Annotated in this window: 16 protein-coding genes and 2 tRNA genes; 3 read left to right on the top strand and 15 right to left on the bottom strand. The window is 40.9% G+C overall.

The annotated features are described in order from the left end of the window. Positions 1 to 31: 31 nt before the first annotated feature. The 7 genes from BSAG_RS18505 to purU form a co-directional block, all read right to left on the bottom strand. The gene (locus BSAG_RS18505) at positions 32 to 1351 is read right to left on the bottom strand and encodes an aspartate kinase (RefSeq protein WP_004313659.1); all 1320 of its coding nucleotides are present in this window, start codon (positions 1349 to 1351) and stop codon (positions 32 to 34) included. Between the two features lie 13 nt (positions 1352 to 1364). Next, positions 1365 to 2093: a cell division ATP-binding protein FtsE gene (locus BSAG_RS18510; protein ID WP_004313660.1), complete on the bottom strand. Its 729-nt coding sequence runs from the start codon at positions 2091 to 2093 to the stop codon at positions 1365 to 1367. A 42-nt stretch (positions 2094 to 2135) separates the two neighbouring features. After that, entirely contained in the window at positions 2136 to 2747 is a 612-nt protein-coding gene (hisIE, locus tag BSAG_RS18515; RefSeq protein WP_004313661.1) for a bifunctional phosphoribosyl-AMP cyclohydrolase/phosphoribosyl-ATP diphosphatase HisIE, read from the bottom strand. A gap of 129 nt (positions 2748 to 2876) precedes the next feature. Beyond that, positions 2877 to 3632: an imidazole glycerol phosphate synthase subunit HisF gene (gene hisF / locus BSAG_RS18520; protein WP_004313662.1), complete on the bottom strand. Its 756-nt coding sequence runs from the start codon at positions 3630 to 3632 to the stop codon at positions 2877 to 2879. A 124-nt stretch (positions 3633 to 3756) separates the two neighbouring features. Next, the gene (gene hisA, locus BSAG_RS18525) at positions 3757 to 4476 is read right to left on the bottom strand and encodes a 1-(5-phosphoribosyl)-5-[(5-phosphoribosylamino)methylideneamino]imidazole-4-carboxamide isomerase (protein WP_004313663.1); all 720 of its coding nucleotides are present in this window, start codon (positions 4474 to 4476) and stop codon (positions 3757 to 3759) included. A gap of 91 nt (positions 4477 to 4567) precedes the next feature. Continuing rightward, positions 4568 to 5158, bottom strand: a complete 591-nt coding sequence (hisH, locus tag BSAG_RS18530; RefSeq protein ID WP_008020256.1) for an imidazole glycerol phosphate synthase subunit HisH — start codon at positions 5156 to 5158, stop codon at positions 4568 to 4570. Continuing rightward, complete coding sequence (gene purU, locus BSAG_RS18535) at positions 5158 to 6015, bottom strand: formyltetrahydrofolate deformylase (protein ID WP_008771204.1); 858 nt, start codon at positions 6013 to 6015, stop codon at positions 5158 to 5160. The genes hisH and purU overlap by 1 nt, the downstream gene beginning before the upstream one ends. Positions 6016 to 6455: 440 nt before the next feature. Between purU and BSAG_RS18540 the strand changes: the two genes are divergently transcribed. The 3 genes from BSAG_RS18540 to BSAG_RS18550 all read left to right on the top strand — a co-directional run bounded on the left by BSAG_RS18540 (position 6456) and on the right by BSAG_RS18550 (position 7784). Beyond that, positions 6456 to 6529 (top strand) — tRNA-Asp (locus tag BSAG_RS18540). 55 nt (positions 6530 to 6584) lie between these two features. Next, a tRNA-Asp gene (locus BSAG_RS18545) sits at positions 6585 to 6658 on the top strand. Between the two features lie 529 nt (positions 6659 to 7187). Further along, complete coding sequence (locus tag BSAG_RS18550) at positions 7188 to 7784, top strand: type 1 glutamine amidotransferase family protein (protein ID WP_004317740.1); 597 nt, start codon at positions 7188 to 7190, stop codon at positions 7782 to 7784. Between the two features lie 576 nt (positions 7785 to 8360). Here the strand turns inward: BSAG_RS18550 and BSAG_RS18555 are convergent. The 8 genes from BSAG_RS18555 to BSAG_RS18590 all read right to left on the bottom strand — a co-directional run bounded on the left by BSAG_RS18555 (position 8361) and on the right by BSAG_RS18590 (position 16753). Then, positions 8361 to 8783, bottom strand: a complete 423-nt coding sequence (locus BSAG_RS18555) for a pyridoxamine 5'-phosphate oxidase family protein (RefSeq protein WP_004317738.1) — start codon at positions 8781 to 8783, stop codon at positions 8361 to 8363. 91 nt (positions 8784 to 8874) lie between these two features. Continuing rightward, positions 8875 to 9753: an AraC family transcriptional regulator gene (locus BSAG_RS18560; RefSeq protein WP_008771206.1), complete on the bottom strand. Its 879-nt coding sequence runs from the start codon at positions 9751 to 9753 to the stop codon at positions 8875 to 8877. 122 nt (positions 9754 to 9875) lie between these two features. Further along, positions 9876 to 10424 (bottom strand): Crp/Fnr family transcriptional regulator, encoded by a 549-nt coding sequence (locus BSAG_RS18565; protein WP_004317734.1) that lies wholly within the window; start codon positions 10422 to 10424, stop codon positions 9876 to 9878. Positions 10425 to 10464: 40 nt separating this feature from the next. Further along, a complete protein-coding gene (locus tag BSAG_RS18570; RefSeq protein ID WP_004317732.1) occupies positions 10465 to 11829 on the bottom strand; it encodes an MATE family efflux transporter in 1365 nt (454 codons plus the stop codon). 260 nt (positions 11830 to 12089) lie between these two features. Further along, positions 12090 to 13619 carry an STM4011 family radical SAM protein gene (locus BSAG_RS18575; RefSeq protein WP_008643444.1) on the bottom strand — a complete coding sequence of 510 codons (1530 nt, stop codon included), beginning with the start codon at positions 13617 to 13619 and terminating at the stop codon, positions 12090 to 12092. Positions 13620 to 13630: 11 nt separating this feature from the next. Next, positions 13631 to 14905, bottom strand: a complete 1275-nt coding sequence (locus tag BSAG_RS18580) for an STM4012 family radical SAM protein (RefSeq protein WP_008020253.1) — start codon at positions 14903 to 14905, stop codon at positions 13631 to 13633. Continuing rightward, on the bottom strand, positions 14902 to 15756 hold the full coding sequence (locus tag BSAG_RS18585; RefSeq protein WP_004317724.1) for an STM4013/SEN3800 family hydrolase: 855 nt from the start codon (positions 15754 to 15756) through the stop codon (positions 14902 to 14904). The genes BSAG_RS18580 and BSAG_RS18585 overlap by 4 nt, the downstream gene beginning before the upstream one ends. Beyond that, a complete protein-coding gene (locus BSAG_RS18590) occupies positions 15743 to 16753 on the bottom strand; it encodes an STM4014 family protein (protein WP_008771207.1) in 1011 nt (336 codons plus the stop codon). Before BSAG_RS18590 ends, BSAG_RS18585 begins: the two co-directional genes overlap by 14 nt. Position 16754 lies beyond the last annotated feature (1 nt).

Raw genomic sequence — 16754 nt, 5'->3', positions numbered from 1 at the left:
TTCGGTAAAAGCGCTCGTGTTATTTGTGGATTTATTTGTCGTTGAAAAGCATATCACTCAACGACTGTAAAGCTACTTTCTTATCGCACTCCCGAATGAGGAAGGAGATATTGTAGTTACTTCCTCCGAACGAGATCATTCGCACCGGTATATTCCGCATCGCATCAAGAGCTTTCGCTTCAAAACCGACATTTTCCCATTCAAGGTCACCTACAACGCAGATGATACACATCTCTTTATCAACGGTTACAGTTCCGTATTTCTTCAAGTCATCCAGAATCTCGTTCAGATGCTTCGTGTTATCGATTGTTACAGATACACCTACCTCTGAAGTACAGATCATGTCGATAGACGTCTGATAGCTTTCGAAGATTTCGAATACCTTACGCAGGAAACCGTGAGCCAATAACATACGGCTGGATTTGATCTTGATCGCAGTAATGTTTTCTTTTGCGGCTACTGCCTTGATTTTACCTTTTTCCGTGTCGTTGGAAATCAGTGTGCCCGGAGCTTCCGGATCCATTGTGTTCAACAGACGAACAGGGATATTGGCATATTTAGCAGGCTGGATGCAGGTAGGGTGCAGGATTTTTGCACCGAAGTAAGCCAACTCGGCTGCTTCTTCGAAGTGAAGCTGACGAACCGGAGCGGTCTTGTCAACAATACGCGGGTCGTTATTGTGCATACCGTCGATATCTGTCCAAATCTGGATTTCAGAAGCGTTTACTGCGGCTCCAATCAAAGAAGCAGTGTAGTCACTACCACCACGTTGCAGATTGTCTATCTCACCGTAAGCATTGCGGCAGATGAAACCTTGCGTAATGTAGATTTCTGTATCCGGATAGAGATCGAGCTGTGCGCGCAATTTATCCTTAATATATACAGGATCCGGCTCTGCGTTCTTGTCAGTACGCATGAATTCCAAAGCTGGAAGCAACACGGACTTCACGCCACATTCCTGCAGGTAGAAGTTTACCATCGCCGTAGAAATAAGCTCTCCCTGTGCCAAAACCACTTTCTCTTCGAACAAAGTGAAAAGGTCTTTAGTATAGGAGCGGATGTAGTCGAAGTGGGATTTGACAACTTCAAGACCTTTCTGTTTATATTCCTGGGTTGCAAAAAGTTCATCAATGTGCTGTTTATATTTTGCTTCCAGCTTATTGATAATCTCGTTGGCACCCTCCGGATTCTTCTTATACAGATAGTCCGAAATTTCCACCAATGTGTTTGTTGTTCCTGACATAGCAGAGAGAACAACAATCTTTTGTTCACCATCGGTAATCAATTTGGCTACTTCCTTCATGCGCTGAGCAGAACCTACGGAAGTTCCTCCAAACTTTAAAACTTTCATTTTCGTTACTGTTTTAGTTATCTATATTTAAATCTATTTCTATTGTTCTCTGTCTGGGCATGTATTCGGCTGTCACATCTACAATTTGATGGTCGGCGCAACGATATACCCTGCCCGGATACTCTTTCAGCAATTGCAAATTGTGCGTCGTCATCACTACGGATGAACCGGATTCACAGATATTGTGCAACAATTCTACAATGGCCTTACCGGTCTCTACGTCCAGATTTCCGGTCGGTTCATCCGCTAGAATAATAGCAGGAGAATTGAGTACGGCACGTGCAATCACAATGCGCTGTTGCTCGCCACCGGAAAGCTCGTTCGGGAGCTTATAACCTTTGTTGGACATTCCCACCAGCTGAAGCACTTCTTCAATACGATCTTGGATTTCCTGTTTGTTTTTCCAGCCTGTGGCACGAAGTACAAATTCCAGATTATTGTATACAGTACGGTCTGTGAGCAACTGAAAATCCTGAAAGACAATGCCTAATTTCCGACGCAGTTGCGGAATATGCTTACGTTTGATAGAACGCATGTTATAACCCAACACTTCCGCTTCACCGTCAATTACGTCCAGTTCGCCATACAGAGTCTTGAGCAAACTCGTTTTTCCCGAGCCTACTTTTCCGATCAAATAGACGAACTCTCCTTTGTGCAGTTCCAGATTTACATCGCTTAATACACAGAGTTCCTGTTGATGGATTTCTACGTTCTTATATTGAATCAACGCCTCGTCATCCATACTGACTCCCGTTTTAATTTTTAATTATTAAATTTTAATTGTTTAATGCTTCTTCCATGTACTACTGTGTCTTTCCTGCAATTCACGTGCAAGGTCTTCGAGACGATAGCCTTTTGAAGTAAGCAATACAATCATGTGATAAATAAGGTCGGCTCCTTCGTAGATCAAACGTTCGTCAGTACCGTTTGTTGCTTCGATTACTGTTTCTACAGCTTCTTCACCTACTTTTTGAGCTATTTTATTGATTCCCGACTCAAACAGACTGGTAGTATAAGAGCCTTCGGGCATTTCTTCATGACGTTTGTCAATGAAATCTTGCAATGCTTTCAGGAACATAACCGGTTCTTCGTTTTTCTCCCCCCAACAAGTATCTGTACCAGTATGGCACACGGGACCTACCGGGTTTACCTGAATCAGTAGTGTATCATTGTCGCAATCGGCCTTTATAGATACCACATGAAGGAAGTTACCGCTTTCTTCGCCTTTTGTCCACAAACGATTCTTGGTACGGCTAAAGAATGTAACTTTTCCGGTTTCTACCGTTTTATCATAAGCTTCTTTATTCATGAAGCCCAGCATCAAGACTTTACGTGTCTCGTTGTCCTGTATGATAGCCGGAACGAGTCCGTTCATTTTATCGAAATCCAATTCCATTTTTATATAAGTTCTAATTACTATTTCAAATTACAATTACGATCTATTCGCCTACGGAGTTCTTTTGCAGACAGTTCCTATATTTATCTGACTATATAATCCATCCGCAGGGAACCTGGCCGGGGTGCCTCACCCCCTAGTGGTAATTCCTTCGCCGCAAAGATACGATTTTAATTCGGGAATTTTAATTTCTCCGAAGTGAAAAACGCTGGCAGCCAATGCAGCATCTGCCTTTCCTTGTAAAAAGACATCGCGGAAGTGCTCTTTACAGCCCGCACCTCCCGAAGCAATGATAGGAATGGAAAGCTGATCCGCCAAAGCGGCAAGTGCATCATTTGCATAACCGGCCTTTACCCCATCGTGATTCATGCTTGTGAAGAGAATCTCTCCTGCTCCGCGTTCCTGGGCCTCTTTTGTCCACTCGAACAGGTCTTTATCTGTTTCGATACGTCCTCCATTCAAGTAACATTTCCAACCATTTTCGGTTTGTTTGGCATCTACTGCCAACACACAAACTTGCGAACCGAAATTCTTTGCAATCTCGTCAATCAATTGAGGATTACGGATAGCGGAAGAATTGATAGAGATCTTATCCGCCCCTGCATTCAACAGGCGGTCTACATCACTTAATTCGTTGATTCCGCCACCTACGGTAAATGGGATATTGATATTAGCAGCAATCCGTTTTACCAATTCCGTAAAAGTCTTACGTCCTTCATGACTTGCAGTAATATCCAGGAAAACAAGTTCATCTGCTCCTTGTTCACTGTAAGCACGGCCTAACTCTACCGGATCACCGGCTTGGCGCAAATTGACAAAATTCGTTCCTTTCACGGTTTGTCCGTCTTTTATATCCAGACAAGGTACTATTCTTTTTGCTAACACAATCCTACTTTTATTTATTGTTCAACAATTTATAATCTATATCCCTGACGTTTGATTCTTTGTTTCCTCTTATAATAAGGTAGCCATTTATAATATAAACAGCCATTTCATTCTGGTACGCTAATTATAAAAAGATTCTCAAATCTTTTAAGGTGATATGTCCTTCGTATAGTGCCTTACCGAAAATAACCCCGGGAACACCAGCTTCATCCAAAGCAACAATATCATCCACCTTACTCACCCCGCCACTAGCCATCAAATAGAGGTCAGGGAATTTTGCCAGCATCTCCTTATATAAATCAATAGAAGGCCCACTCAACATTCCGTCACAGCTAATATCCGTACAGATTACCTTGCGTATACCTTTATCCATATAATTTTCAAGAAATGGAAAAAGCTCACAGGCACTTTCGTCTTTCCAACCGTTGACGGCTATCTTATGATCTTTTACATCTGCCCCCAAAATGATTTTTTCACTGCCATATATTTCCAGCCAATGACAGAACAATTCCGGGTCTTTCACCGCAATGCTTCCACCTGTAACCATCTGTGCTCCACTCTCAAAAGCAATTTTCAAATCTTCATCACTCTTTACTCCACCACCAAAATCGATAACGAGAGAAGTGTGCGCAGCAATCCGTTCCAACACCCGATAATTGACTACATGATGAGAAGCAGCACCGTCCAAGTCTACCACATGAAGCCTGCGAACACCGTTCGCTTCAAACTCCTTGGCAACTTCCACCGGATTTTCGTTATATACTTTCTTACTGTCGTAATCTCCCTGGGAAAGACGTACGCACTTTCCGTCAATAATATCAATGGCTGGAATAATTTCTATCATCTATTATTTATTTGCTAAAAGTTTATTATAAACGATGAACGAGTTTATTATAAATTATGATGGAGTTTATTATAAACGGCAACATAGTTTATTATAGATTCAAAAAGTTTGTCAGAATCTTTTCTCCCGTCTTACCGCTTTTCTCCGGATGGAACTGGGTAGCATAAAAGTTATCTTTATGCAATGCAGCACTAAACGGGTGAATATAATCAGTTGTAGCAGCAGTAAAGTCACAGACAGGCACATAAAAGCTATGTACAAAATAGACAAACTCTTCTTCGGTGAATCCTTCAAACAATTTGCTATTCGTTTTTCCAATGGTATTCCATCCCATGTGCGGCACTTTATCTTCATGTTTCTGCGGAACAAAACGCTTCACGTCCACATCAAAGATATTCAAACAATCGACCTCTCCTTCTTCGGAATGCCGGCACATCAACTGCATACCGAGACAAATTCCAAATACAGGCTGACGGAGATTTTTTATCAGTTTGTCCAGTCCCGTTGCTTTCAAGTGGTTCATGGTAGTTTCTGCCTCTCCCACTCCGGGGAAAATAACTTTATCTGCCGATTGGAGTTCTTCTTTATCAGCAGTAATCACCGCTTCCACACCCAACCGCTTCAAAGCATAATCCACAGAACGAATATTGCCGGCATTGTATTTTACAACTGCTACTTTCATCAGCTAAATATTACTGTTTTATTTTTATAAGCCAAAACTTTACGTTCGATGTGCTTCTGTACTGCACGTGAAAGAACGATTTTTTCCAAATCCTTTCCTTTATTTACAAGATCTTCAATAGCGTCCTTATGAGTAATACGCACCACGTCCTGCTCAATAATCGGTCCGGCATCCAGTTCAGTCGTTACATAGTGACTGGTTGCACCGATAATCTTCACACCTCTCTGGAATGCCGCATGATAAGGCTTCGCTCCTACAAACGCAGGAAGGAAAGAGTGGTGGATATTGATAATCTTATTCGGATAAGCATTAATCATCTGCTCGGAAATTACCTGCATATAGCGCGCCAATACAATAAATGTAATATTATGCTTGGCAAGCAGTTCCATCTCCTTACGCTCCTGCTCTTCTTTCGTCTCCTTTGTAATAGGAAACAGATAGAAAGGAATTCCGAACCGCTCTGCTACATGCTGCAAATCCGGATGGTTACTTATAATAAGAGGTATTTCTACATTCCATTCTCCGGCTGTATATCGTGCCAATATATCGAAAAGACAATGTGACAGCTTGGAAACGAAAATAGCCATACGTGGTTTTACATCAGAGAAATAAAGACGAAAATCCATTTCATATTTTTGCCCGTAGAGAGTTCTGAAATAATCTTCAATTTTCTCCTGCGGAACCAGAAAGTCTTTCAGTTCCCATTCAATACGCATGAAGAATATGTTCTCTACATGATCTACATATTGATCCAGATAGATAATATTTCCTTTGTTTACCGTAATAAAGTCTGTCACTTCCGCAAGGATTCCCGGTTTGTCGGGACAGTGCAATAACAGTTTGGCTGTTGTCATCATTCTTTTTACTAATTAACGATTCTAGGCGGATAATTTTCCACCTTTCTTATTTTAGTCCGCAAAAATAACGATTTATTGCAAAATTACGAATTATTCAAGCAGAAAGTTGATATAAAAACGGTGATTTCTTACAGATAGAAAGATATCGGGAGTTATTTTCTATGAATAGAATGACAAACTTCAGGATAGTGACGCTATTGACTTCGGACAGTGACGCTATCCTATCGTGATGGCGTCACTATAACAACCGGATAGCGTCACTATCCGAAGAGAAAAAAAACAATATTTTTTTCATTACAAAAGTACTCAAAATGAGACACTAAGCATTTTTATCGTTTTTTCTTGAAAAAAACTTTTCTCAAAACGCTTGCAGATTTATAAAAAACAACTACCTTTGCACCCGCAATCGAGAGAGATGCAGATTAATAAATTGAAATTCTGGTGCGTTAGTTCAGTTGGTTAGAATACATGCCTGTCACGCATGGGGTCACGGGTTCGAGTCCCGTACGCACCGCTTCTTTCATTAAGAAGTAAAAGAGAATAGAAATGAGTTAATCCAATTAAAATTTGGTGCGTTAGTTCAGTTGGTTAGAATACATGCCTGTCACGCATGGGGTCACGGGTTCGAGTCCCGTACGCACCGCTTCTTAAGAAAGTGAAACAAAGAAAAAGCTCTGTAATTCAATGATTACAGAGTTTTTTTTATTTCACTTTTCTACTTTGTACACAGTTGGCTATCTAGCCGGAAATCATATTCTCGAAGCTAACTTCAAGGTTTTCAAATCATAGATTAAGATTTCATCCTTATCTGTTTTGTCATACTTGTTATTATTGTTTGTATCATAATAACCTGCGACGACAAGTTTACCTGTTTGTGTATTGACAGTCCCAGTACGGACAAAAATTTATCTTCCGTTAATTGAGTCATTTCTTTTCCGAGCGTATCGCACTCCCCCATAAGGTATTGTACCTTCCAATTCATTTTTCCTGAATGGAAAAGTTATAGTTTTTACTTCACGCCCTTCATCATTGCTCTTTGAATGATAAAAAGTTTCCTATTGTAAACTGAATAATCATATTTTAATTGTATTATTCGATATTTTACCACAATTACTACTACAAAAGTCAATTAAATATCACACCTTTGTACTCACTAAAAATTAGAATCATATATGAAAGAAGTAATATTTGTAATTTTAGAAGGGTTCGCCGACTGGGAAGGCGCATATATAGCTACCTGTTTGAATCAGGGAGTCAAGCCCGGAAATCCTATTAGTTATAAAGTGAAAACCCTATCAATAACTCAAGAACCCGTAAGTTCAATAGGCGGATTCAGAGTGCTGCCTGATTATGGGCTAAAAGATATGGCGGAAGATTATGCGGGGCTGGTGTTAATTGGCGGTATGAACTGGTTCTCACCTGAAGCTGAATTAATAGTTCCACTTGTAGAAAAAGCTATTAAAGAAAAGAAATTAGTTGCCGGAATATGTAATGCTTCTGTTTTTCTGGGTATGCACGGTTTCCTTAATGAGGTAAAGCATACCAGCAATACGCTCAATTATCTAAAACAGTATGCTGGGGATAAATATACAGGCGATTCGAACTATATCAATGAACAAGCTGTAAGAGACGAGAATATTGTAACTGCCAACGGAACCGGGCAATTGGAATTTTGCAAAGAAATATTATATGCATTAGAAGCTGATACTGCCGATGCGATAGAGGAAAGTTATCTGTTTTATAAAAACGGATTCTGTCCGGGAGCATAAAATGAATGAAAGAATGACCATTCTTAAAAAAGGAATATTTAAGCAATCAGAAAGAGAGACAATAGCATAACGATTTAAGAAAAATAGAAAAAAGCCCGGCATCTGTCGGGAGAAAGTTCTTTATTATTATCATTTGGGACATATATCATCCAAATAGCAGCTATTTTCCATTATTCATTCACCATTCAACATAAAATATTAAGATAACCGTTCTTTTTATTATTCCTATCCTTTCTAACAGTTATGCCAAACTAGAGAAAAACCACCCTCAAAAAGACTAGTTTCAGCTTCCTCACCGATGACAAACAAGTTCCTCGGTGAGGAAGCTAGCGACGCACACCGAGGAACACCCCGCTCCTCACCGAGGAACGAACGCTTTGCCAACAAGAAAAGATGCATTCCGTATGTAGTTTTATGCGAAATAGACCTGCATTTCCGCATATTATTGCACTATTTTATGCCGTTTATTCACTGGTTCATTGTTTTTAAAGTCGCTACTCTTTTATACAATCTTAAAAATAGCACATTGAGACTATAAAAGCGCTGTCTCTTAGCTTCTCTTATGTACTATGAGTTCTATTCTACGATAAAGCTCTCTGATTTGAAATTACTATAAAACCTACCGGAAGTTGCCGTAAATTTCAATACACAATAATCGGGATCGGTGACTCCCTCGGGATAATACATGGTATCACCCTCCTGCCAAATCATTTCTTTGCTGGCACTGTCTGTCAATACTTCCATTGTACCCCGCAACATCGCACCTCTAAAAAATCTTGTATCACAAAAGTAAATACACGCATGATTGTTTTCCCGGTATTGCGCCACACGCATGGATGAAGTATTCGTTGTCAGATAAATCGTTTTTATCCCTTCCCTTTTTCTTGGCTGCAACATTGCCTTGATATTAGGAAATCCCTCCCTGTCTATAGAACCGATAAAAGCTGTTTTCAACTTATCAATCATGTTCCCTACTGTTTTTTCTGCGTCTCTCATCATTTCATTTTTTATTGTTAGTTATTATCTGATGCGAAAGTAGAGAAATAGAAGAAACACGGCGTAATAAAAAGAAAGGGGAAAATAGTACTTTTTACGGTTTATGTGTTTTCCGATAAAGTAATGGAGTTTCTCCCGTATGTTGCCGGAAGCTGCGAATAAAATAGGAGACCGTTGAAAAGCAGAGTTCAAAAGCAATATCCGATATAGGGACGTTTGTATAAACGAGCAGTCTTTTAGCCTCATCCATCACTTTATTCTGAATATATTGTTTGGCACTAAACCCCATTGTCGAGGTTACCATCTCATTCAAATAGTTAGAAGTAATGCAGAGTTTATCCGCATAATACTGAACCGAGTGTTGCTCTTTCGAATGGATATTTACCAAATTCATGAATTTACTTACATGGTTATTAGACGCTTCTCTGCTCCTGCCCTCCTCTATCGAAGTCATTTTAAGATAAGCCCGGTCCAATAACATCAGGACTTCATAAAGCAACGCTCTCAATACATGCACATCGTTTTGCTGATACGAGTCGATCTCCATCTTTATATGATGCAAAATTTGGAGTATACGGGCATAAAGCTCATCTGGCAAATGCAGTCTTGATGAAAAGCTTTCCAGCTGAAAAAACGAAAGATGCTGTACAAACAAAGAATCTTTAAAGAGGGAAGACAAGAACTCTTCCTCGAAAATCAGCGCATAACCATTGATGATATGACGCGTATCCCAGTTCCGGATTTCTCCCGGTTTAGAGAATAGAACGTCACATGGGGTTACTTCATAGGTTTGGTTATCGACAGAAAACGTCCCTTTACCTTCTGTTATAAAAGTAACATCATAATAATTCAACGTGTGAATAGCACTTTCAGCCAAGAATTTCTTCACATATTTCAGTTCTACCACATCGACCAAAAGTTCGCTTCCATACTTATTCTTATAAAAAGTATATCGAGGTATTGAGTTTTTCATTTGGAATACAAAAATAATATTCCTTACCAAATAATCCAAAGACTTTTCAAACTCAATTTTGAATAGTCAATGAACCATCTGATAAGGAATACATAGAAAAATAGATGTCCAGGTTATATTTCCTATTTAGAACTTCCAGCCATATATCCCAAACTGGTTACATCGGCACCCAGATAATGAGTAATATACTTCAAAGGTACCCTGTACAGGATATCCGGGATTTCTGCCAATAAAGAAAGATACCTCTCTCTTACCGTCAGTTTCCGAACGTTCATATTCTCTTCTTCTTTAAAATAGAACTGATATTCCATCAGTTGACGAACCAAGTTGGCAAACGAAATAGATGTTGCGCACAACTCTTCAATCTCCTCTTCGCTGATGTAATAAGCAGCACATTTCGTCAGCGCCTTTACAGTATACTGACTGGAGTTATAGCACAATACAGCATCCCCTTCAGATAAAAACCGGATGGTTCTGTCCTCTCCTTCATGGGTCGTGTATGTATGCAGAATGCCGGAAACAATAATATACAAGCTCTGCTCGGGCATTGTGGCAGATGCAATCGTTTCTCCTTTATCCAGATACACCATTTCCATACGAGCCAACAGCTCTTTCACTTCTTTTTCATCAACCTGATACTCAAAACAGAGTTTCTTCAAATAAGCTTCCATACAAAATAGATTTTAGTTAATATATGTCACTTAAAAACACCTAATTCGACATAGCAGGCATCAATGTGCCTCTCAAGTATAATTTCCTTTGCGTATATCGCAAATACCAGATACAAATCAATAATGAAACCACCGTTGAAATGGGTGGAGCAAATCCCATGATAAACAGCGACGAGCTATCCATCTGACTGAACCAGTATGACAATGGTATACGGAACAGGAAAGTAGCTATCAGACTGTGAATCATCGGGAATAACGAGTTCCCTTGTCCGCTGAAATAAGAATTGATGCAGAACACAAAACTGACTACGATACAGTCGATGCTATATCCCCGCAGGTACTTTGCTGCCATTGCCACCACAGCGGCATCTTTCGTAAAAAAAGCGGTAAGAGTCTCCGGCAGGAATTGCGAATACACGCAAACCGACACACCGAAAACAAGAGCAATCCCTATTCCGGAAGCAAGACATTTATTCATTCTCTTGATAAGTCCCGCCCCGTAATTTTGTGCAGTCATGGTTGCCACAGCCGATGATATAGCCATCGGAGGCAACATGGCAAACACTATGATTTTCTCAACAACACCTAAAGAAGCAGACGCAATGACTCCCATCTGATTCACAATGACAGTGATTATCAGAAATGAAACATTGATTAAAGCATCTTGCAAAGCAATAGGCGCTCCCAATACCATGATCTTTTTAGACAGATTCCGGTTCAAACGGATATCCTTCCGTGAGAAATCAAAGTGGAATCCATGCCGGTATAAGAACCAAAGCGCTATTCCAAAGCTAACGCCTTGCGCGGTTACAGTAGCAATAGCCGCTCCTGTAGCTCCCCAATGGAAATAGCCGACCAGTATAAAATCGAGCACTATATTGATTATACATGCCAAGCCTACAAAATAAAGCGGTGTCTTTGAATCACCCAATCCACGCAGGATACCACATACAACGTTATACCCTATTATGAACAGAATACCAGCCGAACATACCAGAATATAGTTTTTAGTATCAGCCATCGCTTCCGCAGGCGTGTGCATCAGTTCGGTTATCTGCCCATGAAATGCCAGCATGACCAAGGTCAGCAAGACTCCTACGATTGAAAATAGCCACACGGAAGAACCGATTGTAAAAGCTACTTTCCGGTCATCTTTTGCTCCGATAGCGATAGCAATCAGCACGGTTGTGCCTGTCGTAATGCCAAGAATAATACCCGTAATCGTCTGCATCACCTGACTGCCGATAGCCACAGCCGCCACACTTGCCGAATCATCATATTGCCCCACAACAAACAAGTCGGCTCCACCATAAAGTGCCTGAAGCACATTGGCAATAAGAAAAGGTACTGCAAATTGCAGCAATACCTTCGGAACACTTCCTTGTGTCAAATTTAACTCTTTCATAGTTTCTCCGCTACTTTACCTCTTATCTTAAATTGTTACAATAAAAAATAGTGCCGGACAAGCGAATGATTTACACCATTCATCTTATCCAGCACTATAATTATCTATTATAGCACCCTCCGATGAGGATTTTTATGCCTGTCCCTATTTTCGGGCTGCAAATATGGGCTTTGTTTTTATAACTACCAAATTATAACTGATTTTTATTTTTGAATGGTACAATCAGGTATCAATGTGAAGCTTTTATTGCAGCCGCTTTTCTACTCCCGGAAGCGGAAGAAAGCAGCCAATCGGTCCGGATTCAGCGTATAGCGGGCACGTTCTTTTAAAAGTGGTTCGGCGTTCATCACTGCACAAGAATGAGATACTACTGACATCATCTCCCAATCCTTCAGTGAATTTCCGACAACCAATACTTGGTCAAGGGGAGAAGCTAAAGCCTTGCATATATGAAGCACTCCTTTCCGTTTGTCAACGTCCTTATGGATAACCGTAATAAGAGGTGGTTTATAAAACACCTGATAAGGTTTCTCTTTTAAGCGAGAAAGAATATTTATTCTCTCTTCCTTATCATAAACCAGCATGCTGTATTTATAGACTTGACCTTCATAGCTATGCGCCGTTATCTTTGCGGATTCTTCGTTTATGTCCAGTAGTAATTCAACTGGCATACACCGGTTCTGCCCGGCATATACCAGTAATCCACCATCAGCAAACACCCCTCCTTCAAACAGGCTGAAAAGAGCCTTGCCTAACTTTCTCCGCGCCTGTTGCATAGATAAAGAAGTAGCAAGATATAAGGGAACAAATTGCGCTATGTACCGCAAAGCATGGGCATAACTTTCCGAAACCCTTCCCTGGGCATCGGTAAGTGTTCCATCCACATCAAAAAACACGGAAGTAATGAAAGGCTTATCCGGGATCCGCCAAAATGCACCTGCTCTCATTATTCGATGCAAAGGATGATTAGTCAAATTACTGAAAGCAATGTAACAGTCACAGACCTTCCGCCGACAAGGAAGCAAGGGGTCCAAGATCTGATTCTGATAAAGATTTCCTATCTTCACCTGACTTCTGGGACAGCCAAAGATATCTCCTTTCCAATCAATAAAACAACTACTTCTCCCTCCCGAACAGATATCCCATTGAGCTGAAGCGTTTTTTAAATCATACTCAAAAAGGTTATCCAGTTGCGTAAAGAAACGAATATCTTCTACGCTCAACGGAGACTTCAAACCTTGCATAGCATTAATAAACAAGTAAATATCCGGCAAAAGAGCATTTCGCAAATCGCTAAGTACACTTTTTGCCATCGGATTGCCTACGGCTCCGGCACAGACCTGTATTCCTGCATTATAAAGGGTATGAAGTCGCCGGACAAAGCTTTCTACTGAAGTCATTTCCGGATGAAAGCTGGCCCAAATCTTTATCTTACTTATCAATGTCGGTGTAGCCGAAAATTCGTCCAGCCATTCATCGGCAGAGAAAGAAAGATTAGTCTGACAGGAAATTCCGGCCACTTGTGGCAACGCCGCTAAATGAATGATCCCTTTCCGATAATAACGATGTATCAATGCTTCACCGTAAGGAATAATAAATAACTGCAACGGTCCTCCCTGCCATTGTTCAATAGCCGTAATAAAACGGTTCCACGCCTGTTCATCCTGCGTAGTAGCTGTCAGATGTGACTTTTTGCCGAAAGGACAATAAGAGCAGGTATAATTGCAGCTATTCAATTTACCGCGATAATAGATACGCTTGATGGAAAGTAAATCCCCCTCGTTTTTCATTTCCATTTCGTTCAATAAGAATAAGTTTCCATCAGCCCTCTTATTTCAGGAGTAATGAACAACTGACCAATATAATCAGAATATCCTATTCCTTCGGAAGTAAGACAAATGCGGTCATCTGTACTTTCTATCCATTGCCGTTCTGCCAGTTGCCGGAATAATGGAATATCATCCGGTGATTCGCCAAAACGACGCTCATATTCGGCTTTATCAAGCCCCATATAATACATCAGATTTTTAATGATGAAACGTTGCCTCCGTTCTTCTTGAGAGAGAATAAATCCATTGCGAGCTACTGTAAAATCAGCAGTGCCCATATAGTCATCTATCTCTCCGGCAATGCAGTGTTGAGAAACAGTATACCGGGTGGCATAATGCAAATGACCCAAGTAACTACGTCCACCGGAACCACACGAAAGCATCACTTCATCTCCACAGGAAATTTCCGCATCAGTAGACGGATGATGAATAAAACGCCGCATCGAAGTTTGTAGAAAGCCTCTGTCTTTCAACAGATCACGGGCGGCACAATACATCCGGAAACAGACATCATCAGGTTCCCGCTCCGTGATAGCTGTTCCCTGTCGCACATATAACGGATAAATAAAGAGTTCGTTAGGCTGAAACAGAAGAGCTTGCTCCAACGAATAGAGAAAACTATCCACCGTTTGTCCTTTGATTCCGTAAATCAAGTCGATATTAAAAAAAGGAAATTCCATCTTCCGGATAGTTTCCAACGCCTGATTGATCGTGTCTTGCCGGGGACGTCTTTTCAAAGCGGTTAACTCTTCGTTGAGAAAACTTTGTATACCGATACTTATACGAGCCACTCCGGCTTGTTTCAACCATGTCAAACGGGCAGGATCAGCATACTCCGGTGATGTTTCTATGGAAGTAAAAGCATGTGAGGGATGCACTCCGAACAGGGCAGCCGTCTCCAATAAGTATTCCAGTTGGGAAACGGTGAGAAGCAACGGTGTACCTCCTCCAATGGCGAAACTGTCAAAGATCAGTCCGGTGGTGAGAGGTGACAATTGTTGTGCCTGCTTATGAAGGGTTTCCAAATAAGTTGCGATATAATCCGCACGATTGGTTTGTAGAGAAAACAGGTTACAATATCCACATTTATGACTACAAAAAGGAATATGAAAATAGAGTGATGCCTTCTGCCCTTCCACCTGTTCCAGGTAAGGAAGCAGCGAAACCGGAGATGGAAAAGGACGATAGGCAGTTTTATGTGGATAGCTATACATATAGTCTACATATCGTGGTAGCGGTTGATTCATTGTTTCGTTAAAATAAAGTGTTTGTAAGGGACTGTATAAACCGTTTCGTGAGATATGCAATGGTATTCATACCCATCTTCACCATAACAAGTGCCATGATCGGAAAAGGCAATCACCAGCGTATTGCTCCGTTTCTGAAAAGCCTGAAACAAACAAGGTAACTGACTGTCAATATATTGCAGGGCAGCCGCATGTGATTCTTTATCATCTTTCATTTTACCCTCCACATAATGACAGTTCGGATAATGGATAGCAGAAAAATTGATATACATAAAGATCCGTTTGTCGTCCGGATAATTTTCTAGTTTTTTCAATGCAAAATCAATCTGTTTTTCAGTACTATCGGGCGCTGTGCATCCAAAGGAAGGAAGCCAATAACTTTTAGTAAAGTAACCGGGGAATACACGCCCCAGCTCATTACGCTTGCTAAAGAAGTTTACGCCACCTATACAAATCGTTTCATAGCCTGTATGGGCAAGGCTCTGCACAAAGGTTGCTTCTGTAAATGGATAACTTCCTTTGGGCGGAATACGTCCTGTACCCGCCTGTACGGGGAAAAACAACCAGTTACGGCTACGCAATGAATGAGGTTCTGCCGGAGAAGGCAGAAATCCGGCAAAGATGGCAAAATGAGACGGGTAAGTGAAATTTCCCGGAGCATGTCTTTTCTCCCATTCTCCTCCATGGCTGTTCAGTACAGGCGTTCTTCCGGCCGCTTCTTCCTCTTTGCTGACATCATACCGCAAGGTGTCAAAGCAAAGCATCAATATATCATGAGTACCCACCACCTGATTCATATCCAGATCCGGATGACGGGTCTGTTCGCCAGCCGGCAGTTCATCTATTTGCATGGTTATATTTCTTTTTTATGTTTTTTATTTGTTGAGTATAAATAGAATTATGAGCGAACATATCCTGATAAACATGGTCTCCTTGTCCGTTGACTTCTATTATATAAGGAATATCCGTCCCTCTTTCTATCAATACATCTACTCCTGCATACTGCAAATCCAAGGATTGCACAGCTTCCTGACATTGAAAATAGATTTGTTGCCGCACCTCTTCGGATAGAGACAATTCATTCCACCAATGCGCCTTGTTGTTCAGGTGTAGATTCGTTATGCTTCCTTTGCTGCATCTCACAACGATATAATCTATTTCAGACTCCCGGCACACTACCCGAAGGTCGTAATTTTCTCCTTGCAATTGTGCTTTAGGAATCCATTCTTCGAGGATAGCTTCTGTTTGTATCACAGCTTCTGCCAATGGGATGATCTCTTTTTCCACGCTCAAACGATTGATTCGTTTGGTATTATGAATCACTCCGTCCACTTGCCGCAGCGTAGTATAGACTACCCACTTATTCCGGTTGGGCTGATAACGAATCGCCATAATGCCTCCCGCACCCGAACCATAACGGGGTTTAAAAAAGCATCCTCTACCACAATCGGCAAGAAGCTGCCGTAACTCATCGAAAGAGTGTGGAGACGGTAACATCGGAGTCACTTTCAGCCCTTTGTCCATCAGAACTTCTTTTGTTTCCTTTTTATCAAGAGCACGCAACAAAGCATCAGGAGTATTTAAAAAGCACACATCATCAGGCAGGCTCATCTCGCTCAAACGTTGCAATGTCTCCTTATATGCCTGATTCAACAGCGCATATTTCAGGAAATCAGTTTCATCACTTACACAAGGTTCCAGTTTGATAACTGCCTGCCGCAATAGCGGCAAGCAGTTAAAAAGTTCCTCATAAGTCATAAAACAAACTTCTGTCTGCAAGTGCTTACCTGCTTCAACAAAATATTCTATACGTTTGGATAAAGAGTTGCTGACAACGATTATCTGCATC

Origin of the sequence: Bacteroides sp. D1 (assembly GCF_000157095.2) — a bacterium.
In the GTDB taxonomy this organism is placed as follows: Bacteria; Bacteroidota; Bacteroidia; order Bacteroidales; family Bacteroidaceae; genus Bacteroides; species Bacteroides xylanisolvens.
Note: the sequence above shows the minus strand (reverse complement) of the source record. Positions and strands in the feature narration are given on the sequence as shown.